Consider the following 22,016-nt stretch of genomic DNA (forward strand, 5'->3'; position numbering starts at 1 on the left):
TTTATTTATGATTTATATAAATAAATATTATTTTATAAAGAAGAGAGAATTATAAATATAATCTATAAAGCAGCAAAACCTTCTCTTATATAGAGAAAGTTTGTGAAATTTTTTAAAAGTAGTAACCGAAGTTCACATTGAATCGATACTCCATATCATCGCCGCTATTTGCTCCAAAATTGTTTGTGCCGCCGTCACTGCTTGTATAAGGACCTACAAAATAGTTTCCGTTGGCAAGTGCCAAATCACTGTAGATATACCAGTTACCTCTTGCCCAAGCTGAACCGATCATTATCATCTCGCTATCATTAAAAGAGCTCTCATCTTTTATAATATTGCTGTACTCTATATATGGAAGAGCATAATCAAGCCAGCTGATTGATGGAGTTTCTATCTTGTAGCTCAGTGACGCTGAAGGGAGCCATGCCTTGGATGCTACACCTTCGCCGTAGTTAAAACCTCCCATTGTCACAAGTGCATCATCTGAGCCATCATTGTTTTTATCCACAGACATCTCATAGCGTGTAAGTTGTGTTTTGAGCGTAAAATTTTTGTATCTGTTGACCATATGTGCCGAAGCTGCAAAACGCTCTCCATCGTCTACGCTGGCTATTTTGGACTCAAGCTCTGAATAAAGAAGTGAAAAACCAAAATCGTTTGAGCTCTCACCAATGCTTTGAGTGTATACAACACGAAGGTTGAGTTGGTCTCTCTCATTAAAATCATCTACCACATCATACCCATATCGTGTGCTTTCACCACCTTTTCCAATACCATCATCCTCTGCACCATAAAAATATGCCAAATCAATTGTTAGATTTTTTATGCTTTGAGAGGTAAATTTCATGCCCAAGTCCATATCGTCTGTTAGACCTACATAGTAGTGTTGGTCAAAAAACCAGCTGTTAGAGACTCCATAAGCACCAGGTCCAAAAGGCACACGGGTTATTCCGGCTTCTATGTGATTTTTTTCATTCAGCTTGTAGCCAAGCCATGCAGTGTGGATAAAACTGTAGTTTGTTCCATTTTCTACACTGTCAAATCCCGGATACCATCTGTACTCGAATTTTCCTATGAAACTGTCATAATTAAAATCGATATTGATTCTTGCTGTATCTAAATCAAAAATGCCCTGACTTCCTTTTGAAGCATTTTGTGTATCTATATCTTGAGAGTCTTGAACATAGTTTACACGGACGGCACCGCCGATAGAAAATGGTCCGGCTTTGATAGAGCCATACTCAGAAGCTAAAAGCAAAGAGGAGGAGAGAAGTCCAAAAAAAAAGGGAATTGTTGCTGCTTTTTTCATAAAAAAATCCTTTTTGTAAAGATGAATAGTAACAAGTTAAAACTAAAAGGTAAATAATAAAGGTCTAATTCAATTTTTTATTTTAATGAAAAATTTATAATGTTTTATGGCATAATAGGAGGATATTTAAAAGGATGGAATATGGATTCTAAAGGTAAAACTACAATTTTAAAACCGGTTTTTTATCCCTCAGTAGTGGTTATATTTATGCTTGTGGCGTTTGCAATGTTTGCGCCTGATAGTGCAGGTGAAATGTTTAGCAGTGTAAAAAACTTTATTGCACAAAAATTTGGATGGCTCTATATGCTTAGTGTCGGTATTTTTACATTTTTTATTCTGTTTTTAGCAGTGTCGCCCTACGGAAGATTTAAATTAGGACCGGATCACTCTAAACCTGCATATACAAATGCATCTTGGTTTGCAATGTTATTTAGTGCAGGAATGGGAATTGGACTAATGTTTTGGGGTGTAGCAGAACCGGTTATGCATTACGCTGCTCCTCCTGTTGGAGATAAAGAGAGTATAGAATCTGCAAAATTGGCTATGCAAATCACCTTTTTTCACTGGGGACTTCATGCTTGGTCGATCTATGCAATAGTAGGTATCGTTCTTGCATACTTCTCTTTTAGACACGGATTGCCTCTGTCTGTAAGATCAGCTCTTTATCCATTGATTGGAGACCAAATTCACGGAAAAATAGGTCATACTATAGATACTGTTGCTGTTTTGGGTACAATATTTGGAGTGGCAACTTCTCTTGGTTTTGGAGTGCTTCAAATAAATTCTGGAATTAACTATCTTTTTGATATTCCCGTCGGAATAGGTGTCCAGGTTACTCTTATAGCAGTTATTACAGCAATAGCAACAGTATCAGTTGTTTTAGGACTTGATGGTGGCATTAAAAAAATCTCTGAACTTAACCTCTATTTAGCAGGCGCGCTTCTGTTTTTCGTACTTCTCGCCGGACCTACATTTTTGCTTCTTAGCACTTTTGTTGAAAATATAGGAGCTTATCTCTCAAATGTTGTTTTTATGACATTTAATCAATACGCTTATGAAGATACTCCGTGGATGGGTTGGTGGACGCTTTTTTACTGGGCTTGGTGGATAGCTTGGGCTCCTTTTGTGGGGATGTTTATCGCTCGTATTTCAAGAGGAAGAACAATTAGAGAATTTGTTTTTGGCGTGCTCTTTGTTCCGGTAGGATTTACATTTTTGTGGATGACCGTTTTTGGGAACAGTGCTTTAGATTCTATTATGAATGATGGATTTACAGCTCTCTCATCTGCAGTCTCAGCAGATGTCTCTACAGCTCTATTTAAATTTTTGGAACACTTTCCATTCTCTGGAATAACTTCCGTGTTGGCGGTAATACTTGTTGTTACATTTTTTGTTACATCTTCGGATTCCGGTTCTTTAGTGGTAGATACAATAGCTTCAGGTGGAAAAGAGAATAATGCAGTATGGCAGAGAGTTTTTTGGGCGGTTTTAGAAGGAGTGGTTGCTGCTGCACTTTTGATAGCCGGAGGGCTTGGTGCACTTCAATCAGCTTCCATTACCATAGCGCTTCCTTTTGCCGTCATTATGCTTATAGCCACCTGGGGTCTTTATAGGGCACTGCATCTTGAAGCAGAGAGATACGAGAGTCTGCAGCATCATATGAACGCTGGAAGACATGGAAAAATAAGTGGTACATGGCAGGCACGCCTTAGCAGACTTGTGGAATTTCCAACATTTGATCAAGCGAAAAAATTTGTTGATGAAGATGTTATTAAAGCTATGCAGATAGTAAAAGATGAATTAAATACGCACTACTGGAATGTTGATATTATTCATAATAAAGAGGGTTCGTTTGCAACATTTAGAGCAGAACACTCAGGCGATATGGATTTTATCTATGAAGTAAGAATACGAAGATATGATACGCCTACATTTGCTTTTCCAGAATCTATAAATCCACTCAAGCAACAAAAAAAATATGCAAGAGCTGAGGTTTATTTGCATGACGGAAGTAAAGCATATGATATTTACGGGTATGAAGTGGATGTGATAGCTACCGATATTATTGATCAATTTGAAAAACATAGACACTTTTTACATACGACTGCAGGGTTAAATCCGGTAATTCCAATTGATTAATTTTAGAAGCTTGAGTTTGGAATGTTATATTCTACATTCCAAATTTGTAGCTTTTCTAAGTATATACTTGTATAATCACACCTCTAAAATAAAGGAGTGATTTTTTGCCACTTTCGCGTTTAAATGAGGAACAATACCTCGCTGCAACATCAAAAAACAGACAAAATCTCATCATAGCTTCTGCGGGAACGGGCAAGACCTCTACGATTGTGGGCAGAATCGCCTATCTTTTGGATTCAGGCGTAAAACCCCAAGAGATTTTGCTTCTTACTTTTACAAATAAAGCTGCTGCCGAGATGGTTCAGCGCGTTGCAGATTTTTTCGGCAGCGATGTAGCTTCAAAGATAGATGCGGGGACATTTCATGCAGTAAGCTACAGATGGCTGAAAAAGGAAGATAAAAAAGTCGTTTTAAAGCAGCAGAGAGAGTTAAAGACGCTCTTTAGAAGTGTTTATGAAAAGCGCTCTTTCGGTCATATTGGAGCTGAGATAATGCCTTATGGCGGAAATTATCTCTATGATGTCTACTCTTTTTACCAAAATACGGAACTTGTAGATAATTTTGAGGAGTGGGTTAAAAACAGATACCCTGAACATGAACTCTTTGCGATGATCTACGCGGACATTGTCGATGAGTTTGAAGCTCTAAAAAAAGAGTATGGCTTTGTAAACTTTAATGATCTGCTTTTAAATTTTAGAGATATGTGCAAGAGTAAAGATTTGGGTTATAAAGAGGTGCTAGTCGATGAGTATCAGGACACAAACGCGCTTCAAGGCACGCTTATAGATGCAATGAATCCGCCATCACTATTTTGTGTCGGGGATTACGACCAGAGTATTTATGCTTTTAACGGTGCGGATATCTCCATCATTGGTTCATTTTCCAAAAAATTTCAAAATGCGCAGGTGCACACTCTGACAAAAAATTATCGCTCTACCGTGCCGATACTCTCACTTGCTTCAAAAGTCATAGAGCACAATGAGCGCATTTACCCAAAAAAACTTGAAGTCACACGCGGACACACTTCCCAGTCTCCGACGCTGCTCGCATATGATGAGCTTTTTGATCAGTACCATGATATTGCCAGAAAAATAGGTGCAACGCAGACGCCGCAGGAGGAGATAGCCGTTATATTTAGAAACAACTCCTCGGCTGATGGCATAGAGGTCGGACTTCGCGAACTCGGCATCTCGTGCAAACGAAAAGGGGGAACAAGCTTTTTTGATTCACGCGAAGTAAAAGCGGTTTTAGATTTTTATACTTTGCTTGTAAACGAGTCTGATATGATGGCATTTATACATCTGTTTGAGTTTGCAAGAGGCATTGGAAGTGCGATGGCAAAAGAGCTCTATATTGCTCTAAAGACCTTAGGGCATGGGAGCATATTTTACGGTCTTTATGCACCTGATGAGTCAAACAAAAATCCGTTTGAGAAGAGAAAACTAAACCATCAGCTCGGTCTTTTTGATGATTTTTTAGAACTTGGCAGTGTAGGAAAGTTTGCAAAGCTTGGATTTGAAGATAAATTTATGCGCAATCCGATTTTAAAACATCCAAAACTTACAAAAGAAAATACAACTTTCTTGCATGATTTTTATCTTTTGTTTAGAGATTTAAAAGGAGTGAAACAGCCGCGTATCATCGTAAAAAAGATTGCAGAGTCTGCAATCTACAGATATATAGCAGAGTCTCTAGCGAACAGAAGAGCACAGCTTAAAGACGGCACTATCGATGAGAAGCAAAAGGCGGACGCACTCTCTAAGATAGCCAGAAAAATGATTTTGTTGGAAGAGCTCTCAAAGCCCTACGGCGAACATGAGAGATTTTTAAATGCCATGATACTTGGTTCATCGGATTTGACGCAAGGCGAGGGAGTGAATCTGCTTAGCGTGCACGCTTCAAAAGGGCTAGAGTACAAAGAGGTCTATATAGTAGATTTGATGGATGGACGCTTTCCAAATCGCAAACTTATGCAGAGAGGCGGTTCTTTAGATGAGGAGAGAAGGCTTTTTTATGTAGCGGTAACGCGTGCAAAAGATATTCTTTATCTCAGTTATGCAAAGTATGACAAGATTAAAAAACTCAATTTTTTGCCTTCACAATTTTTATATGAGGCAGGTTTGGTACCAAAAGATGAGGCCTATAGAGCTATGGTTTTAAAAGATGAGGATAAACAATAGCAGTTTTAGATTCTGCAGAATGATTTCGTATCGTAAATAACTACTTGATTTCGCCCGTTTTCTTTCGCTCTATAGAGTGCTTCATCAGCGCATTTATATACTTCATTGGCGTCATTTATGCTACTTGGTTCTATTATAATAAGCCCCATAGAAATAGTTAGATAGTCACTTACAATACTCTTTTTATGTTCAATTTTTGCATTTTCTATCTTTTTTCTAATATTGTCTGCAAATAAGAGCGCTTCAGAAGTATTCATGCCTATAGATAAAATACCAAACTCTTCGCCTCCTAGTCTAAAAGCCATATCACCTGCTCTTTTTAGAGACTCTTTTAAGCTTTTTGCGACTTTTTTTAAAATTAAATCACCAGCTTGATGCCCATATGTATCATTGTATTGTTTAAAAAAGTCTATATCTAAGATAATAAATATAAGTGTTTGATTTGTCCTTTTTTGAATCCTTAAGTTATTTTCAAATACTTCATCAAAGTACCTTCTGTTGTAAAGAGAGGTCATTGAATCAGTTATTGTTAGTTCCTGTATTTTATTGATAAATCTTCTGTTTCTGGAGTAAAAAAATCTATTTATGTATACAATAAATAAAATGGACGCCAATCCTGCTATAACTACATAAGTAGAGAGCTGTTTTATCTCTTTTAATCTATTTTCTAGATCTCTATTTAAAATATTTAAGTTAGTATTATATAAACCTATAATTAAATCCATATTTTTTGTTATAAGCGTAAAATTTTTATCATGTTCAAGAGATAATTTTTCTCTATTTAGCAAATCTTCTTTAGTGAATGATATAGCGCTATTTTGCGCTTCTTTCATTTTTTTATAATATATTTTTAGTTCATTATATTGTGTTTTTTTATATAACAGAGACATATTAAAATCCAATTTATTTAATTTTTCTTTGATTTTATTTAGTTGTACAGCTATGTATTCTTTTTGATTATATGTCAGATTCTTATCTTTCGCATTTGACGCGGCTGCCTTAATTTGCTCGTTATATTCTATGAGTTGTGGAAGAGTATAGATAATATTGTCTATCAAAATAAAAGAGCTCAATTTTGAATCTAGAATAAGTTCGCAATGATAAGACATACGATTTGAAAATATCATAAATTCACTAATAATATTAGATAAATATTCAAAATTTGAGTGTTGTAAAGAGCTGTTTTCTACTGAATTTATAAAATTCAGTAAGTCACTTTTTAAAGATGCGCCATTTTTTATGGGCTGGAGACTCTTTTTTAGAGATACTAAATTTTTTGAGATCTTTTCTTCTATTATCTCAATATTTTTAATAGAGTTTTTATTAGGATTTTTTATGTATACCATACCTCTGATTTTTTGAATATTAAAGATGGTTTTTTGTATCTCTGTTATTACTTTTAGACCTCTTTTTTTATGTGATATAAAATCTAAATCTTGCTGAAAATGAAAAAAGGCATAAGAGAACATAACTATGACACCAAGAATCGGTATTATAGTTATTAAAACAAAGTATTTAAAGCTTTCACTTTTTTTTTCTATATTTAATATTTTCATAAAATAACTTTTGTTAAATTTACTACAGCTTTAAACAATTCTATACTAAATTTTTAAAAAAAACTATTAACTTCTAAATAAAGTAAAAAATATAGTATACTTATAAGTATAAGGAGTTAGTTATGAAAATTTTATTATCAACGATAACGGCACTATTTTTAATAGGGTGTAGTAGTGAAAACAAACAAGAAGCAAAAGAGGTTGTAGAAGAAACAAAAACAGAAGTTGTTCAAAACATTAAAGAAACTCAGAATAAAACTTCTGAAAAAGCTGAAGATATAACATCAAAAGTTGCAGAAAAAACAGATGAAGTTGTATCTGATGTTGCAGAAAAAACTCAAGAGTTACAAGAGGAAGTTTCTCAAACAGTTGAAGATATAACGACAAAAGTTGTAGAAAAAACAGATGAGGTTGTATCTGATGTTGCTTCTTCAACTCAAGAATTGAAAGAAGAAGTTTCAGAAAAAACAGATGAGGTTACATCAGAAATTGCTGCTACAATAGAAACAGCAGAGGAAGATACAAAAGAGACTGTTGCAACACCGCAAATAGATGCAGCAGCGATATACAAGGTTTGTGCAGGATGTCACGGTGCAGATGGATCTAAAGTAGCTCTTGGCAAGTCTCAGGTTATAAAAGGCTGGGATGCTAAAAAAACAGAAGATGCACTTTTAGGGTATAAAAATAAGACTTATGGCGGTGTTATGAAAGGATTAATGACAAGCCAAGTTGCTAATTTAAGTGAAGAAGAGATAAAAGCTGTTTCGGAATATATTGCAACTTTTTAATAAAAATTTAAAAGATGAAGAGAGGTGAGAGTCTCTTTCATCTTGTTTTTAAAAGTCACATTTTTATAGGAATGGGGTAGTTTTCTACAATGTAGTCAATATCCTTATCTCCTCTTCCGCTGAGGTTTACTAAAATAGCCTCTTTTGGATTCTCTTTTGCGTACTTCATAGCAAATGCCACTGCATGTGCCGACTCAAGAGCGGGAATAATCCCCTCGTGCTGCGAGAGTTTGTAAAACGCATCAACCGCTTCATCATCACTGCATAAACCTATATTTGTTCTTCCTATACTGTTGAGGTATGCATGTTCAGGTCCAACAGATGGATAATCTATACCGCTTCCTATGGAGTGAACCGGAGCGGGATTGCCTTGGCTATCTTTGAGCATAATGGAGTTGAACCCATGCATTATCCCCTCGCTTCCATAAGTTAGACTTGCACTGTGTTCACCTATGTTTGCTCCTTTTCCGGCAGGTTCAACGGCGTAGAGCTTCACAGCTTCTTCTATAAAAGCGCTAAAAATGCCCATTGCATTGCTTCCTCCTCCAATACACGCGGTTACCATGTCTGGAAGTTTGCCCGTCATCTCTAAAAACTGCTCTCTTGCCTCAAGTCCGACAACGCTTTGAAAATCTCTGACCATCTTCGGAAAAGGGTGCGGTCCCACAACTGAGCCTATGGCAAAGAGCTGATTGTCCGTATCTTTTAGGTAGGCTTCAAATGCGCTGTCAACTGCTTCTTTAAGGGTTTTAAGCCCGTGTTTTGCAGGAACAACTTTGGCTCCTAGTATTTGCATACGAATGACATTTGGATGCTCTTTTGCAATATCTACTTCACCCATATGTATCTCACACTCCAGCCCGAAGTATGCCGCTGCAGTTGCAAGAGCTACACCGTGTTGCCCGGCTCCCGTCTCAGCTATAAGTTTCTTTTTGCCAAGATGTTTTGCCAAGAGTGCTTCTGCCATACAGTGGTTGAGTTTATGCGCACCCGTATGGTTGAGATCTTCGCGCTTAAGGTAAATTTGCCCTCCGCCAACGAAATCTGAGAGGTTTCTACAGTAGGTGATTGGAGTAGGGCGACCTTGGTAATGTTTTCTGATCTTTTTGAGTTCATCAAGAAAAACAAAAGATTTTGAGAGTTTGTCATACGCTTCATTGATCTCTTGAAACGGTTTTTCAAGTTGCGGTGGAATAAAAGCACCTCCGAACTTTCCAAAAAATCCATTGGCATCAGGCATAGATTCTAAATATGGTTTTTTCATAAATTTTCTCTTTTTTATCAAATTGTAGCAATTAAGAAATAAATTTTCTTATAAAAAGAATATTTTTTTGTTACAATCATAAAAAAAGTAAAAATTTTTCATGAAAAATATTTTTTTAGCACTATTAATTTTTTTATTTGCAGGCTGTGATGGAAAAATTATTAAAAATGTTTATAACAAAAGTCAAATAGGCGCAAAGATAGAAAGCATAGATATTGTAGCAACAGATGAATTTTCTAAAGAAATTTCTCAGCAATTTTTAAAAGAGCAGGGTTTTTTTATTAAAGAGTCTCCTTATAGCCTTAGAGTAGAGTATAGAAACTATGCACAAACATGCAATAATCCCCTTTCAAAGACATCTTCTGATTATGCATATGACGGTTTTGTAAAAATAACACTTTTTTATAAAAACTCTCGAGTTTATGCGAGTCAAAGAGATTTTAAAGGAGAGATAAGTGAAAGATTGATTATCTCTTTGATTGAAAGTATGATTGATGATCTTGAATTAGAAAAATAAAAGATAGAAAAATTTATATCTCTTTTATGAAAGATTTATAATCCACTCTGAAAGCGTTTCTAATTCTTCATCTGTTAGTTGCTTATATGACGGCATCATTGCTCTAAAGTTTTCCCACTTTCCTTTGCTTCCGTTTTTTATACTCTCTTTCATTGCACTTTTAGAGGAGATAAACTTCTCTTGTATACTTTTAAATGATGGTCCCACTAGATCTTTATCAACTTTATGACATCCCAGGCAGTTGTTTTTTAATGCGATTTTTTCTCCTTGAGGAAGTGCATCATATTTTGCTTTTGCTTTCATAGCTTCTGAGAGATTTTGTTGAGTATAGTGTGTAAACATATATTTTGCTATTGCTCTGGTTTCATCATCTGTTACCTTCTCTTTTTGCGATGGCATAAGTCCATACTGTTTTAAGCTCTCTTTGTCACAGATAGATTTTTCAAAGCTTGGCTCTTTTACATAATCAACAACAAACTCTACCGCTGTATTAAATCTTTGAGATTCATCATTTGGTTTTACAAAATCATAAACATGAAAAGAGACTGACATAATAGGCGGTGCCGGCTCATTAGGAGACAAAAGAGGAGGCATAGTTAAATCGTGGCATGATGCACATTTTTGTTCTAAAAGTTTTTTACCGTCTAAATTTTTTTCAGGTTTATTGTCTATACATGCGGTAAAAAAAAGAGCTGCAAATAAAATAGTATATTTCAAAATCATAAGCTATCCTTTTTATAATAATAATATTATTGTATATTAGAAGGTGTTAAAACTAGATGAAAATAAAATTTTAACTCGCTCTTATCTTTCTAACTTCTAAAAAGTATGTATGTCCCAGATAGATTACAAAGAAGATAGCTCCGAAAAATATAGCAAATGGAACAAGTGAGATAAGGTAAAGAAGAAGTGTTTTAATTCTTAAGTTATTTTTGTTGAAAAAGGCTATCTGTTTGGCCTCCTCTTTAGTACAAATATTTGAAGAGATATCAAATGTTAGCATTTTATGAAAAAAGTAGTAGAGCGGCATATTGAGTGCAATTATGTTTAAGAGTGGAATAAAATAGAGCGGTATAAATAAAAAAAAGAGAAAAATCATTATTGCTCCCCACTTAAGCGCTAAAAAAATAGAAGAGAAAATATTTGAGTAGCCTATCATTTCAATATCCATATAGTCTCTTTTTTGAAGTTCTTTTAAAACAAAAGGGGTTAAAAAACCAATGATGATTATTGCTACAAAGATAGAGAGATATATTGTCAAAAAACCGCCTACGGCATAGATAAGAAAAGTTGCCAACCATGATGTAAGCGTATAACTCATCAAAAATTTTATAATACTGGAACCTTCAAGTTCTGCCTGCAGAGTTTCTGTATGTGGTATGCCGTTTTGTATCGTAGTTTGAGAACTTTCAATATTGAGTGTGCCAAGCTGTTCTACTCCGATTCCTGCTATGACAAAGAAGATTATGTACATGATTATTAAACTCATAATAAAGGGTAAAAGAGCGTATTTGAGCATTTTGAGTGTTAAAAAATCTTTTACGCTTTGTAAGAGTATCTCTTTTTCGTTCATCTTTTGCTCCATAGTTTTTGATTTAATTTTAGTTCTTCGACAACACTGATTGCCAAATGGAGAGTTTTTACATACTCCATAGCAATTTTATAGTCTAAAAGTGAATGAAAGATAGACGGCTCAAAAAGATCTTTCTTGTAGCTAATAGCCATATAGATGTGGCTGCCTATAAATGAGATATGGATTTTATGATTGGATTTTTGTTTAAAAGCAAGGAGTTTTTTCATTAATGAGTTAGAGAGGATATATCTAGCCTCTATTTGATTTGTAGAGTAGACAACAAACTCTTTTTCAAATTCAGGGTCGTCCATCTTAACAAGCTCATTTCTAGCTAAGTTGTTTGACTGCATCCAGTGACCGATAATAGTACCAAAACTGCTTTGAGCGGTATCTGGTAAAACTACTGTTTGACCGTAAAAATTTTTATTAAAATCAGCAACGATAAATAGACCTTGAAATATTGTACTCCAGTGTTCTTTTCCTTTTGAGCTTCTCTCTCTTTTTTGCGCATGAATATCTGAAAACTGGATGTTTATGCCATCAATTTGTCCTTTGACATAGTCATTGCCGCTAAGTTTATCAGGCTTAGAAAATAGTTCGGAGTGCTCAAAAAAATAGTCTGAAACATGAGTTTTAGAAGAGTAGAGCAGAGTGTCGTCTATCGCATGAACAAGAGGTTTAATAATCTTGATTTTAAACTCATGTGTATAATCATGAATTAAAAATTTGTATATTACCGCGCCAAAAGCAATATATGCAAAGATTATAAATTCATAAAAATTTTCTAAAATGTAAGCGATAAGAGCAAATATAGCCATTAAAGCAAATGCTGAAAAAATGATTTTTTGTTTAAGATTTTTTCTATCATTTTCAAGTTCTTGCAGAGTAGGAAAAAGATTTTTATAGTAAAAATCGGTGAGTTCACTTACACTTTTCATTTATATAGCTTTAATTAAAAAGTTTTTTGATATCTACATTTTTTCTTTCGTTTTCAGGAATTTCAAAAACCTCTTTTCTTTTATAATTCATCAAAGAAGCCATAAAGTTTGTCGGAACCATTTCGATAGCGTTGTTGTAGTCTGTTACAGCTTGATTGTAAGCGCGTCTTGAAGCAGATATCTGCTCTTCTACTTCATGGAGAGTGTGCTGAAGATGCATAACATTTTCATTTGCCTTAAGTTCAGGGTAGTTTTCAACTGCCACCATAATAGAACCAAGTGCAGAAGTCACCTTTGCATCAAGAGCAATTTTATCTTTATCACTTAGATTTGGTTTGTTGGCTTCTGCGCGAAGTTTTGTAACTTTTTCTAAAAGTGACTTTTCATGCTCCATATATTTGCTTACGGATGCAACAAGATTTGGAATAAGGTCATATCGTTTTTTTAAAACTGTATCTACACTTGCAAAAATATTTTCAACTTGATTTTTCTTTGCGATAAGTGAGTTGTACATTAAAGCTAAAATTAAAACTATAACAATTAAAACAATAAGTGATGTTAGCATGTAAGAATCCTTTAAGAGTAGTGTTTAGGATAGTTTATCCAAAAAAAGTTGAGTTTTTCATTTTTAAATTTTTTTATCTATGCAATAATATAACTTTGTTAACAAAAAAATATGGTATAACAATATAAAATTTAATTTTATGGAAATACAAAATGTGGGAAAAGTTACTCTCAAAAAAAAGATATTATAACGCCGATGAGATAGTTGAAGATAAAAATGAAGAGTATTATAGAAGCAGTTTTCATAAAGATTATGACAGAATAATATTTTCTAATGCATTTAGAAGACTCTCAAAAAAGACGCAGGTTCATCCGCTTTCAAAAAATGACCATGTTCACAACCGGCTTACGCATAGTTTGGAAGTTGCAAGTGTTGGCAGAAGCTTGGGATTAAAAGCAGGAGAATTTTTAAACAAAAAATATCCTCAAATCAAGATAGACCCTTATGATGTTGCTTACATTATTCAAACAGCATGTTTAGCCCATGATATCGGCAATCCTCCTTTTGGACATGCCGGAGAAGAGGTGATAAAAGAGTGGTTTGAGACGCATAAAGAAGAGGAGTTTTTAAATGGATTGTCGCAAAATGAGCTGGAAGATTTTATGCATATTGACGGAAATGCACAAAGTTTTCGAGTAGTGACGCAGATAGAAAATAATCTCTTTAGAGGCGGAATGAATCTCACTTTTGCAACGCTTGGAGCTTTGGTAAAGTATCCGCATGCATCAAGTCATTGTAAAAACATAGGCAAATCAAAATTTAACTATTTTCAAAGTGAAGAGAGTTTTTTTCAACTTCTTTTTAATGAAATTGGATTGTTAAAAGCAGACGGAACATACAAAAGACATCCTCTCTCTTACCTTATGGAAGCTTCTGATGACATATGTTATGGTTTGCTTGATTTGCAAGACGCATTAGAGTTAAATATCATAGCTTTAAGAGATATGCAAAATATTTTTACGCTTATTTGCACTAAAGAAGAAGTGGAAAAAATATACAGCAATACAGAGTATTCAGATACGAAAAAAGTTTCAAAACTTGTTGCTATATCTATACACAATCTAGCTATGCATACAATGGAAGTATTTGAAGAGAATTTTGATGCTATTATGAGCGATGATCAGCCAAGAGATTTGATAGAACTCTTTACAAAAGAGGAGTATAAAAATGCAATAAAAGAAGCAAAGAGACTTGCTAGTGCAAAAATATTTAATGAAAAAAGAAAAATAGAGTTAGAACTTGGAGCTTATAATATTATAGAGACACTGCTTGACAATTTGATGCATGCAGCGTATGAGTTTTACAAAAAAGGAGATGATTTAAAACTCTCTTTCAGATATAAAAGAGCTTTAGAACTTATGGGTGAAAATAGACCTAAAAAAACAAAAAGTCTATACAATATGTACCAGAGAGTAATCGACTATATCGTCGGTATGACAGATAATCATGCTAAATATGTAGCTCATCAGCTCAACGGAATGGGCTACTAGTAAACCGCTTTGCTCAACTTTTAGGCATAATTTAAGCCTTAGCTATATTTTTAGCAGCCAGATAGCCGCTTGCCCAGGCAAAAGCAAAATTATAGCCGCCGCGGCGGCCGACTACATCAAGCACTTCCCCGCAGAAGTAGAGATTTTTTTGTTTGAGTGATTCAAATGTTTTTGGGTTTATCTCTGTTGTGTCAACTCCGCCACCGCTTACTTCTGCATGGCGGAAACCGTGAGTATCGCTTACTTCAAAACGCCAGTTTAGTATCTGATTTGCAATTTTTTTACTAAGTTTTATGTCGATAGCATCAGCGTTTAAAGATGGTGAAATTTGCAGTTCTTCCAAAATTCCTGATGCAATTTTAAGGGGAATAACTCCTGCTAAAATATCCGCTGCTGTAAAATCGGGTTGCAAAGAAGCTGTTTTGTTTATGTGGTTGGAGAGTTTATGTGCATTAAAATGCGGAAGCAGGTTGATGGAGATGTTTACATGTGCAAACTCCATCAGAGCAATGCTTGCTTCCTGTGAGAGATCTAAGACAGCAAAACCTGAAATTCCATAATCTGTAAATAGTATATCGCCGCTGCATGTACGCTCATTTTTGTTGTTTATCAGCAGAGTAACTTCGCCCTCTGTCTTTGCTCCGCTCATCTTTTTTGGAGTGTTTGATTTTAGATGCAGCTGCACTAAAGAGGGATAAGTAGGAAGTATAGTATGTCCAAAGGTTTCGGCAAACTCTAAACCGTCTCTATTGCCGCCAAGATGTGTTGCTGCTTCAGAGCCTGTTGCAACAACTGTAGCATCATATTTACAAAAGAGTTCTTTTATATCTGTGATTTTTTCGTTGGTATGAATATTTACACCGAGATTTTTTGCATGATTTAAAAGAAGTGAAGCAACACTTTTTGCTTCATTACTAAGAGGATACACACGCCCATCCTCTTTGATGTCAAGCAAAAGTCCAATGTTTTCGCAGAATTTTTCAAATTTGTCAAAGCCAAACTCTTTAAGAGCATATTCTACAAAAGATGGATTTTGTGAGTAGTAGTCATTTGGGTTTAAATTTTTATTTGTGATATTGCAACGCCCGTTTCCCGAAACTAAAATCTTTTTTGCACATTTTGTGTTTTGCTCAAACAAATCTACACGCACACCTTCTTTTGCACAAAATATCGCGCATAAAAGCCCAGAAGCACCGCCGCCTATAATTGCTACTTTTTTTGTTTTATTCATAAAGGGATTGTAACACAAATAGATTATTTTTTTATACTGATATCTTTAAAAAATTCGCATATATCGATATTTAATGCATTTGCAATTTTGTAAAGGTGTTCAATATTGAAGTGTTTTTTATTATGGCAGATCTCTGCAACAGAGATAAGTCCGACAGATTTTAAACCGATAGAAAGAGCAAGATCTAGTTGCGTCATTACTTTCTCTTTTCGCACTCTCATAACATTAGCGCCTATTTTGCGATGAAGTTCATCAATGTCTTGCGATGTTATATGCTGCAAAAAGCTATTTTATCTATAGTTAATATTTTTGTAAGTTTTTTATTAATAAAATATTTTATTAATTCACTATGGTTAATAAATTTAATATGAGGGTGAAAATATGAAAAAAATAGTATTAGCTGTTTTATTGGCAACTGGATTGATGGCTGCAGATAGTGGTATGTATGTTGGTTTAGATGTTGGTAATACGGATTACAACATTAAAGCTTCTGCTCTTGGCATAAGTGTAGAGGAGAGCTATGATGATGCTTCTTATACTTTTAAAGCCGGTTACTATATAGATGCAAACAGTCGTGTTTACGCATCTTATCAGTATATAGATGTAGAGGATGGTGATAGTGCATTTTATGGTGTTGGTTATGATTATTTAATTGGCAATGGTGCATTAAAACCATTTGTTGGAGCTTTTGTAGGTTATGGTTCCGCAGAAGATGATGAAGGTTATGTTGATATGTCAGGTACAGTTTATGGCGGGCAAATTGGCTTGAATTATGCGATTAATGAAAATTTCTCTGCTGAAGCCGGATACCGCTATATGAAATCAAATATGGATGACAATATTGTTGAAAGTGATATAAATGTAAATATAGAAATCGATGAAATTAAAAATTGGTTTGTTGGTGTAAATTATAAATTTTAACCTTCTTTTCTCTACTGTTAACTCCCCTTCGAGGGAGTTTTTTTATAGACTAACTATTTTTGCTCCAAATCCGCCCATATGTTGTGGTGCATCTTCAAACTTTTTGACTTTTGGATGGGTTTTTAAAAACTCTTTAACCGCATAAGAGAGTTTTCCTGTGCCTATGCCGTGATAGATTATGACTTCATCCCAGCCGTTTATTAGTGCATCGGAGATAAACTTATCTAACACCTCTATAGCCTCATCTGCTCTCATTCCGTGAAGATCGCATTTAAGTCCGGCTCTTCTTTTGACATTTACGCTTACATCTGTTTTATGTTTTTGTTGTAAAATTTGTGTATGTTTAAGCTGTGAGGTTTTTGCTCGAACGCGCATTCCGTCTATCTCAACAATCGCCTCTTTCTTATCTTTCATGGAGACGATAGTCCCTTTTTTGCTATGGTATTTTACATTATCGCCTACTTTAAACTCTGCATCTGTTTGCAGCGGCTCTGTTTTTTCCTGAGGCAGCTTTTTTCTGGCTCTGTTCATGGCTCTGTGGATAGCCTGTGTATCACCGGCACGCGCAGCTTGTTTTGCTTCGTTTATGGCATTTTCATAGCTGCTTTTTAAAGCGCTCTTCTCTTTTTGAAGCTCTTGAAAAAATTTCTCTTTTTCCTCTTTTAAATCACGCTTTTTTGCTTCTAGTTCTTCGAGTTTTTCATCTACTTTTTTATGTTTTTGTTTTAGCTCTCGCTCTAGCTGTGAACCTCTTTCTATAAGCAAATTTAGTTTTTCGCTGTTGTCGCCGTAAACTTCTTTTGCTTCATTTACGATTTTATTTGAGATTCCGTATCTGCTGGCTGTCTCAAATGCGTAGCTTTTGCCGATGATACCGTGCATAAATTCATAGGTTGGAACTCTATTTGCCTCATCATAAATTGCTGCCATAAGCTCCACATCTTCGCGGTCTGCCATAAGTGCTGCAAGGCGTTTGTGGTGTGTAGTTACGACTATCTTTTGTCCGCGCAGTATCAGCTCATCGAGTATAACTTTAAAGAGTGCTGCAGCCTCATCACTGTCTGTTCCAAGCTCTATCTCATCAACGCCTACAAGCGCATCTTTATACTCAAATATTTTGGAGAACTCCTGCATACGCCCTGCAAAGGTAGAGATATCGTTTTTTACATTTTGCGGATCGTCTATAATGGCAAGAATATTTTTAAAACTTCCAATATGTGACTTATGTTCATTCAGCTTCATTGGAATGATATATTTTGCCATAAAAGCCGCACTTAAAATAGACTTTAAAAGCATTGTTTTACCGCCGGCATTTACACCGGTTATCATTAAAATATTTTTAGAGAAATCTACATGTATCGGTTTTGCATGATGCAGAGCAGGGTGGATAAAACTGTTTAGAACTATCTTAGAGTCTTTTTTTGATTTTACAAGCTGAAGATCTTTTGCTTTTGCAAAAAGAACTCTTGCCTGATAGTTGTCAAACTTTGTAAACTCTTTGTCTATAAAATTTATAAATGGCAGAAGATCGGTAAGTTTGGAAGAAAACTCTTTTGCATAGTTATAAAATATAGCCTCTCTCTCTTCATTTATATATCGGATTTGCTCTTTTGATTTAAGTATATTGTCGGGTGAAACATAAAAGCCTCCGCTGCTGCTTCTTCCTACAACCGCACCTTTTAGAACATGGTTGAATCCGCCGCGGACTAAAAGACACTCTTCATCGTTTAGAAGATGTATCTGGGTATCGATAAGATAAGGTGAGAGTTTTTGGCTTGATGTAAGCCTTTTTAGTGATTCATTTATATTGGCTTTATGCTCTTTTATTCTTCTGCTTAATCCAAAGAGAGTTTCATCAAGATTTTCATCAAACTTCCCCTCATGAGTAAAGTATTTTTCAATATCTAAAAATTTCGGCTCAATTTCAAATTTATCCATCCATTCACCGATGATACCTTTAACTTCTTTGTTTTTAAAATAGCGAAAATATCTTACGACTTTTACTATTTCAAAAATTTGCTCAAAAAGTAAAACACCATGTTTTTTTAAATGTACTTTTATGGTAAAAAAATCAGCAACTTTTGGAGGAGCTTTAAACTCAATAGAATCAAGTGCTTTTATGTAGCGGTAGTGAAGTTCCTGATCTCCTTCCATATAGAGAGAGCTTTGGCGTGAAAAAAATTGTTTAAATAGATTGATATGCTCATTTAAATCAAGTTGATTGATAAGCAGATCAACTTTTGTATTATTGTTTACTCGCATGTAGATGCACTAATCATCTGATTATAGTATGGAGTGTTTTCTTTGCCTATAAAAGTGTATGTTCCGATGCTAAGCGTAAAATTTTTGTCATTTACTTTAACCCCGCTGCACTCAATAGTTTTACCCTGTTTAAATCGTGTAACTGCATCTAACATTTTTTCTGTTTTAGCATTATTGTAAGAATTAAATGCAATGGCAAATAAAACAATAAACAAAACTACAGCTGTCACTGCTGTTTTTTGAGAACGGGTCAATTCCGTAAAGTAGTGCAGAGTCAAAAAAAAGAGTCCTACAACTATAAGTCCAATTATATATGTCATTAAGCAGTTCCTCTTATTTGATAAGTTAAATCACCGGCACCAAAGCCGATAATAAGACCTTTGTTTAATATTTTAAGTGTTTCTTTATTTTTTATAACAGAGATAGTATTGTTTGCTCTTGTTATATTATCTGCAATTATTAAGTTGTATTTTTTAAATTTTTCTTTAAAATCAATATCCCTGCTAGACTCTCCTGCAGACCACACAGGAAGGATAACAAGTTCTCCAACGCCCTCAAAACACTTTATAAACTCTTCAAGATTGTCTATAGTACGAGAGTATTTGTGCGGCTGCCAAATTGCAGTAATTTGATCAAAACCTTTTAAAAGAGCATACTCTTTTACCGACTCAAATGTTGCTTTTATCTCTGTTGGGTGGTGTCCATAATCATCAATGATTACGCTGTCCTTTTCAGATCCGACAATATCAAATCGTTTTTTAATTCCCTTAAAGTTAAGTATTTTTTTTCTTATCTCTTCAATGTTCATAGATTCATGTGCGGCTAAAATTGCCAAGGCTGCATCAAGAGCTATATGTTTTCCAAATCCCCAAACATCAAAACTACCTAAATTTTTCAGAGTAAATCTTGTATGAGGTTCATCATCTATAAGTACAAACTCTATATTTGTAATATCTTTGCTGGGATAAAGCCATGTAGCATCAATTTCATTGATTAATGTACTGAGAAATGGATCTTCAGCATTTAAAACACGGCATGGAGCAGATTTTATAAAGGTTTTATATGAGTCGTAAAAAAGCTCATAGTTGTAGTCATAATACTCCATATGTTCAGGCTCTGCATTTATAACGATAGCGCAATGCGGATTTGAGTTTATAAAGCTTCCGTCACTCTCATCAGCCTCAAAAAGCATAACATCTGTTTTTTCGTTGTAGCGCACATTTGAACCAAATGCTTTGGATTCTGCACCAATAATGGCCGAACCATTCATAATGGCAGTTAAGATAGCTGTAGTTGTACTCTTTCCATGAGCACCTGCAACAGCATAAACTTTTGAAGTGTTTAAAATCTGCAGCAGTGCTTCGCGGCGTGCTAAAACCTTTATACCCTTTGCTTTGGCTTCAACGATTTCAGGATTATCTGGGCGTATAATTGCGGAGTGGATAACTAAATCCTGATCTGTTATTGAAGACGCATTATGGGGGATTGTAACAGAGATGCCTATCTCTCTAAGTTTTTTAGTAATAATAGTTTCAGCAATGTCCGATCCGCTGATTTCATGACCTTGAAAGTGCATATATTGCGCTAAACCCGATATTCCGATTCCGCCAATTCCGATAAAGTGAATCTTCATTTAATTACCCCGCATCTATTATAGAGGCATTTAACAATTTTTGTGCCTCTTCTTTAAAACAGCTTATATAAAATGTTCCTGCATTTTGAGTTGCGTCAATATCGGCAATTTTTGAGAGAAAATCATCTAATGAGAGGTTTTCTTTGGATGCAATCCAGTGAAATTTTAAAGCCAAAGAAAACTTTTTGTCATTGCTCAGACCGCTTAGAACTTCAAACAGAGCGCTTGCATCGGAAAGTTTACTGGCACTGTAATGTTCTATGGCATATTCATAGAGTGCTCTAAGCGTCGCAAAATCTTGAATCTCGTTCATATCCATAACTCTATGAGATTCAAGTGTGTCAGTTAATCTCTCTAGTGCTAAGTCAAGGATATTTGCATAAAACCCATGAATGGTCTCTTCATCAAGAGTGTCATGAGCTTGCTGTTCAAGCACATAAAGTGAAGCGATATCTCCGTCTTGCTGTGCTTTTAAAATCTCTGCTTTTAAATTTTCTACTTTACTCATACCAAACACTCCTTTATTCTAAGAAGCGCACTTCTTGTTTTCTCTTCATCTTCGACCAGTGCAATTCTTATAAAATTTTTACCGGGATTGGTGCCGTTTGCATCTTCTCTTGCTAAGTATTCTCCAGGCAAAACTTTTACATTATACTGATGATAAAGTTTTTTTGTAAACTCCAAAGAGTTTGGAACTCTTAGCCATATATAAAAAGTTGCTTTTGGGATTTCAATATCTAAAATCTCTTTTGCTATTTTAAAATTTTTTTTATAAATCTCTCTTGCAGCTTCTACATGCTTTTCATCACTCCAAGCAGCTGCAGCCGCACTTTGAAGTGGAAGAGGAGAAGCACAGCCAATATATGTTCTATAACTTAGATACTCTTTTAAGATATTTTCGTCTCCGGCAATAAATCCAGAACGAAGACCTGGAGCTGAAGAGCGCTTTGAGATAGAGTTGATAACTAAAATATTTTTAAATATCTTGTTTCCTACATGCAAAGATGCCTCTAGAAGAGAAGGTATCGGCTTATCGGTATATATTTCACTGTAACACTCATCGTTTAAAAGCACAAAATTATGTTTTAGAGCCAGTTTTACCCATTCTCCGAGTTCTTCTAAAGTCAGAGTAGATGTCGTTGGGTTGTTTGGAAAATTTAAGATTACCATATTGCAGGTAGATAATAGTGATTCATCTATCTCAGGTTTAAAATTGTTTTGCGGAGTAAGATTTAGATATATAGTTTTAGCTCTTGAAGCAATTGCAGCACCTTCATAAATTTGATAAAAAGGGTTTGTAAAAGCAATTACGGGATCTTTTTTATCAAAAAGGAAAAACTGAGGAAAGTTAAAAAGAACTTCTCTAGTTCCAAAAGTAGGGATAATCTGTTCATTGGTAAGCTCGACGCCGAATCTTTTTGTTACAAATTCTCTTTGAGCTGCTCTTAAATCATCTTCGCCTGTAGTTTTAGGATATTTTCTAAGTTGAGAAGAGCTTTTGCAAAGTGCTTCTTGTATAAATTTAGGAGTTTCAAATTGCGGTTCGCCTATAGTTAGAGTTGATGCTTCATACTCTTTGTTTGGAGCAATGTCTTTTAGTAAATTATTAAGTTTTTCAAATGGATATGGTTCAAAATTCATAGTTTATAT

At 34.9% G+C, this 22,016-nt stretch carries 20 protein-coding genes; 6 read left to right on the forward strand and 14 right to left on the reverse strand.

The window, feature by feature from the left end; all coding sequences use genetic code 11:
- Nucleotides 1-112 precede the first annotated feature (112 nt).
- A complete protein-coding gene (locus FJR47_RS03400; RefSeq protein WP_152299063.1) occupies nucleotides 113-1,309 on the reverse strand; it encodes a hypothetical protein in 1,197 nt (398 codons plus the stop codon).
- A 141-nt stretch (nucleotides 1,310-1,450) separates the two neighbouring features.
- Between FJR47_RS03400 and FJR47_RS03405 the strand changes: the two genes are divergently transcribed.
- Together FJR47_RS03405 and FJR47_RS03410 are read left to right on the forward strand one after the other, a co-directional pair.
- Entirely contained in the window at nucleotides 1,451-3,448 is a 1,998-nt protein-coding gene (locus FJR47_RS03405) for a BCCT family transporter (RefSeq protein WP_152299064.1), read from the forward strand.
- 104 nt (nucleotides 3,449-3,552) lie between these two features.
- Complete coding sequence (locus FJR47_RS03410) at nucleotides 3,553-5,628, forward strand: ATP-dependent helicase (RefSeq protein ID WP_152299065.1); 2,076 nt, start codon at nucleotides 3,553-3,555, stop codon at nucleotides 5,626-5,628.
- Nucleotides 5,629-5,633: 5 nt separating this feature from the next.
- On the opposite strand, the gene FJR47_RS03415 is transcribed toward FJR47_RS03410, so the two are convergent.
- The gene (locus FJR47_RS03415) at nucleotides 5,634-7,184 is read right to left on the reverse strand and encodes a GGDEF domain-containing protein (protein WP_152299066.1); all 1,551 of its coding nucleotides are present in this window, start codon (nucleotides 7,182-7,184) and stop codon (nucleotides 5,634-5,636) included.
- Nucleotides 7,185-7,306: 122 nt separating this feature from the next.
- Here FJR47_RS03415 and FJR47_RS03420 point away from each other — a divergent pair, with 122 nt between their 5' ends.
- Nucleotides 7,307-7,972 carry a c-type cytochrome gene (locus FJR47_RS03420; RefSeq protein WP_152299067.1) on the forward strand — a complete coding sequence of 222 codons (666 nt, stop codon included), beginning with the start codon at nucleotides 7,307-7,309 and terminating at the stop codon, nucleotides 7,970-7,972.
- 55 nt (nucleotides 7,973-8,027) lie between these two features.
- Here FJR47_RS03420 and trpB read toward each other — a convergent pair whose 3' ends face one another.
- On the reverse strand, nucleotides 8,028-9,236 hold the full coding sequence (trpB, locus tag FJR47_RS03425; protein ID WP_152299068.1) for a tryptophan synthase subunit beta: 1,209 nt from the start codon (nucleotides 9,234-9,236) through the stop codon (nucleotides 8,028-8,030).
- 100 nt (nucleotides 9,237-9,336) lie between these two features.
- On the opposite strand from trpB, the gene FJR47_RS03430 reads away from it, so the two are divergent.
- Nucleotides 9,337-9,753 carry a hypothetical protein gene (locus FJR47_RS03430; protein WP_152299069.1) on the forward strand — a complete coding sequence of 139 codons (417 nt, stop codon included), beginning with the start codon at nucleotides 9,337-9,339 and terminating at the stop codon, nucleotides 9,751-9,753.
- Nucleotides 9,754-9,777: 24 nt separating this feature from the next.
- Here the strand turns inward: FJR47_RS03430 and FJR47_RS03435 are convergent, their stop codons facing one another.
- From FJR47_RS03435 to FJR47_RS03450, 4 genes are all read right to left on the reverse strand, one after another.
- A complete protein-coding gene (locus FJR47_RS03435; protein WP_152299070.1) occupies nucleotides 9,778-10,476 on the reverse strand; it encodes a c-type cytochrome in 699 nt (232 codons plus the stop codon).
- A 70-nt stretch (nucleotides 10,477-10,546) separates the two neighbouring features.
- On the reverse strand, nucleotides 10,547-11,326 hold the full coding sequence (locus tag FJR47_RS03440) for an EI24 domain-containing protein (RefSeq protein WP_152299071.1): 780 nt from the start codon (nucleotides 11,324-11,326) through the stop codon (nucleotides 10,547-10,549).
- Nucleotides 11,323-12,264 (reverse strand): DUF3137 domain-containing protein, encoded by a 942-nt coding sequence (locus tag FJR47_RS03445; protein WP_152299072.1) that lies wholly within the window; start codon nucleotides 12,262-12,264, stop codon nucleotides 11,323-11,325. The genes FJR47_RS03440 and FJR47_RS03445 overlap by 4 nt, the downstream gene beginning before the upstream one ends.
- A 10-nt stretch (nucleotides 12,265-12,274) precedes the next feature.
- On the reverse strand, nucleotides 12,275-12,829 hold the full coding sequence (locus FJR47_RS03450) for a LemA family protein (RefSeq protein ID WP_152299073.1): 555 nt from the start codon (nucleotides 12,827-12,829) through the stop codon (nucleotides 12,275-12,277).
- A 152-nt stretch (nucleotides 12,830-12,981) separates the two neighbouring features.
- On the opposite strand from FJR47_RS03450, the gene FJR47_RS03455 reads away from it, so the two are divergent.
- Nucleotides 12,982-14,319, forward strand: coding sequence for a deoxyguanosinetriphosphate triphosphohydrolase (locus tag FJR47_RS03455; protein WP_152299074.1), 1,338 nt, complete (start codon nucleotides 12,982-12,984; stop codon nucleotides 14,317-14,319).
- Nucleotides 14,320-14,350: 31 nt separating this feature from the next.
- On the opposite strand, the gene FJR47_RS03460 is transcribed toward FJR47_RS03455, so the two are convergent.
- Both FJR47_RS03460 and FJR47_RS03465 read right to left on the reverse strand, forming a co-directional pair.
- Complete coding sequence (locus tag FJR47_RS03460; protein WP_152299075.1) at nucleotides 14,351-15,550, reverse strand: BaiN/RdsA family NAD(P)/FAD-dependent oxidoreductase; 1,200 nt, start codon at nucleotides 15,548-15,550, stop codon at nucleotides 14,351-14,353.
- Between the two features lie 23 nt (nucleotides 15,551-15,573).
- A complete protein-coding gene (locus tag FJR47_RS03465; RefSeq protein ID WP_241855417.1) occupies nucleotides 15,574-15,831 on the reverse strand; it encodes a helix-turn-helix domain-containing protein in 258 nt (85 codons plus the stop codon).
- A 100-nt stretch (nucleotides 15,832-15,931) separates the two neighbouring features.
- Here FJR47_RS03465 and FJR47_RS03470 point away from each other — a divergent pair, with 100 nt between their 5' ends.
- A complete protein-coding gene (locus FJR47_RS03470) occupies nucleotides 15,932-16,471 on the forward strand; it encodes an outer membrane protein (RefSeq protein ID WP_152299076.1) in 540 nt (179 codons plus the stop codon).
- Between the two features lie 42 nt (nucleotides 16,472-16,513).
- Here FJR47_RS03470 and FJR47_RS03475 read toward each other — a convergent pair whose 3' ends face one another.
- From FJR47_RS03475 to FJR47_RS03495, 5 genes are read right to left on the reverse strand one after another with little or no spacing between them, the layout of a single operon-like run.
- Nucleotides 16,514-18,733 (reverse strand): endonuclease MutS2, encoded by a 2,220-nt coding sequence (locus tag FJR47_RS03475; protein ID WP_152299077.1) that lies wholly within the window; start codon nucleotides 18,731-18,733, stop codon nucleotides 16,514-16,516.
- Entirely contained in the window at nucleotides 18,724-19,053 is a 330-nt protein-coding gene (locus FJR47_RS03480; protein ID WP_152299078.1) for a hypothetical protein, read from the reverse strand. The genes FJR47_RS03475 and FJR47_RS03480 overlap by 10 nt, the downstream gene beginning before the upstream one ends.
- Nucleotides 19,053-20,366 carry a UDP-N-acetylmuramate--L-alanine ligase gene (murC, locus tag FJR47_RS03485; protein WP_152299079.1) on the reverse strand — a complete coding sequence of 438 codons (1,314 nt, stop codon included), beginning with the start codon at nucleotides 20,364-20,366 and terminating at the stop codon, nucleotides 19,053-19,055. The genes FJR47_RS03480 and murC overlap by 1 nt, the downstream gene beginning before the upstream one ends.
- A gap of 4 nt (nucleotides 20,367-20,370) precedes the next feature.
- Nucleotides 20,371-20,874 (reverse strand): hypothetical protein, encoded by a 504-nt coding sequence (locus FJR47_RS03490; RefSeq protein WP_152299080.1) that lies wholly within the window; start codon nucleotides 20,872-20,874, stop codon nucleotides 20,371-20,373.
- The gene (locus tag FJR47_RS03495) at nucleotides 20,871-22,007 is read right to left on the reverse strand and encodes a succinyldiaminopimelate transaminase (RefSeq protein ID WP_152299081.1); all 1,137 of its coding nucleotides are present in this window, start codon (nucleotides 22,005-22,007) and stop codon (nucleotides 20,871-20,873) included. Before FJR47_RS03495 ends, FJR47_RS03490 begins: the two co-directional genes overlap by 4 nt.
- Nucleotides 22,008-22,016: the final 9 nt, after the last annotated feature.

This window comes from Sulfurimonas xiamenensis (assembly GCF_009258045.1).
GTDB lineage: Bacteria > Campylobacterota > Campylobacteria > Campylobacterales > Sulfurimonadaceae > Sulfurimonas > Sulfurimonas xiamenensis.

Excerpts from the sequence above, each read along its gene's own strand:
- FJR47_RS03400 (WP_152299063.1), bottom strand. The coding sequence starts at position 1,309 with ATGAAAAAAGCAGCAACAATTCCCTTTTTTTTTGGACTTCTCTCCTCC.
- FJR47_RS03405 (WP_152299064.1), top strand. The coding sequence starts at position 1,451 with ATGGATTCTAAAGGTAAAACTACAATTTTAAAACCGGTTTTTTATCCC.
- FJR47_RS03415 (WP_152299066.1), bottom strand. The coding sequence starts at position 7,184 with ATGAAAATATTAAATATAGAAAAAAAAAGTGAAAGCTTTAAATACTTT.
- FJR47_RS03420 (WP_152299067.1), top strand. The coding sequence starts at position 7,307 with ATGAAAATTTTATTATCAACGATAACGGCACTATTTTTAATAGGGTGT.
- trpB (WP_152299068.1), bottom strand. The coding sequence starts at position 9,236 with ATGAAAAAACCATATTTAGAATCTATGCCTGATGCCAATGGATTTTTT.
- FJR47_RS03430 (WP_152299069.1), top strand. The coding sequence starts at position 9,337 with ATGAAAAATATTTTTTTAGCACTATTAATTTTTTTATTTGCAGGCTGT.
- FJR47_RS03435 (WP_152299070.1), bottom strand. The coding sequence starts at position 10,476 with ATGATTTTGAAATATACTATTTTATTTGCAGCTCTTTTTTTTACCGCA.
- FJR47_RS03440 (WP_152299071.1), bottom strand. The coding sequence starts at position 11,326 with ATGAACGAAAAAGAGATACTCTTACAAAGCGTAAAAGATTTTTTAACA.
- FJR47_RS03445 (WP_152299072.1), bottom strand. The coding sequence starts at position 12,264 with ATGAAAAGTGTAAGTGAACTCACCGATTTTTACTATAAAAATCTTTTT.
- FJR47_RS03450 (WP_152299073.1), bottom strand. The coding sequence starts at position 12,829 with ATGCTAACATCACTTATTGTTTTAATTGTTATAGTTTTAATTTTAGCT.
- FJR47_RS03455 (WP_152299074.1), top strand. The coding sequence starts at position 12,982 with ATGTGGGAAAAGTTACTCTCAAAAAAAAGATATTATAACGCCGATGAG.
- FJR47_RS03460 (WP_152299075.1), bottom strand. The coding sequence starts at position 15,550 with ATGAATAAAACAAAAAAAGTAGCAATTATAGGCGGCGGTGCTTCTGGG.
- FJR47_RS03470 (WP_152299076.1), top strand. The coding sequence starts at position 15,932 with ATGAAAAAAATAGTATTAGCTGTTTTATTGGCAACTGGATTGATGGCT.
- FJR47_RS03475 (WP_152299077.1), bottom strand. The coding sequence starts at position 18,733 with ATGCGAGTAAACAATAATACAAAAGTTGATCTGCTTATCAATCAACTT.
- FJR47_RS03480 (WP_152299078.1), bottom strand. The coding sequence starts at position 19,053 with ATGACATATATAATTGGACTTATAGTTGTAGGACTCTTTTTTTTGACT.
- murC (WP_152299079.1), bottom strand. The coding sequence starts at position 20,366 with ATGAAGATTCACTTTATCGGAATTGGCGGAATCGGAATATCGGGTTTA.
- FJR47_RS03490 (WP_152299080.1), bottom strand. The coding sequence starts at position 20,874 with ATGAGTAAAGTAGAAAATTTAAAAGCAGAGATTTTAAAAGCACAGCAA.
- FJR47_RS03495 (WP_152299081.1), bottom strand. The coding sequence starts at position 22,007 with ATGAATTTTGAACCATATCCATTTGAAAAACTTAATAATTTACTAAAA.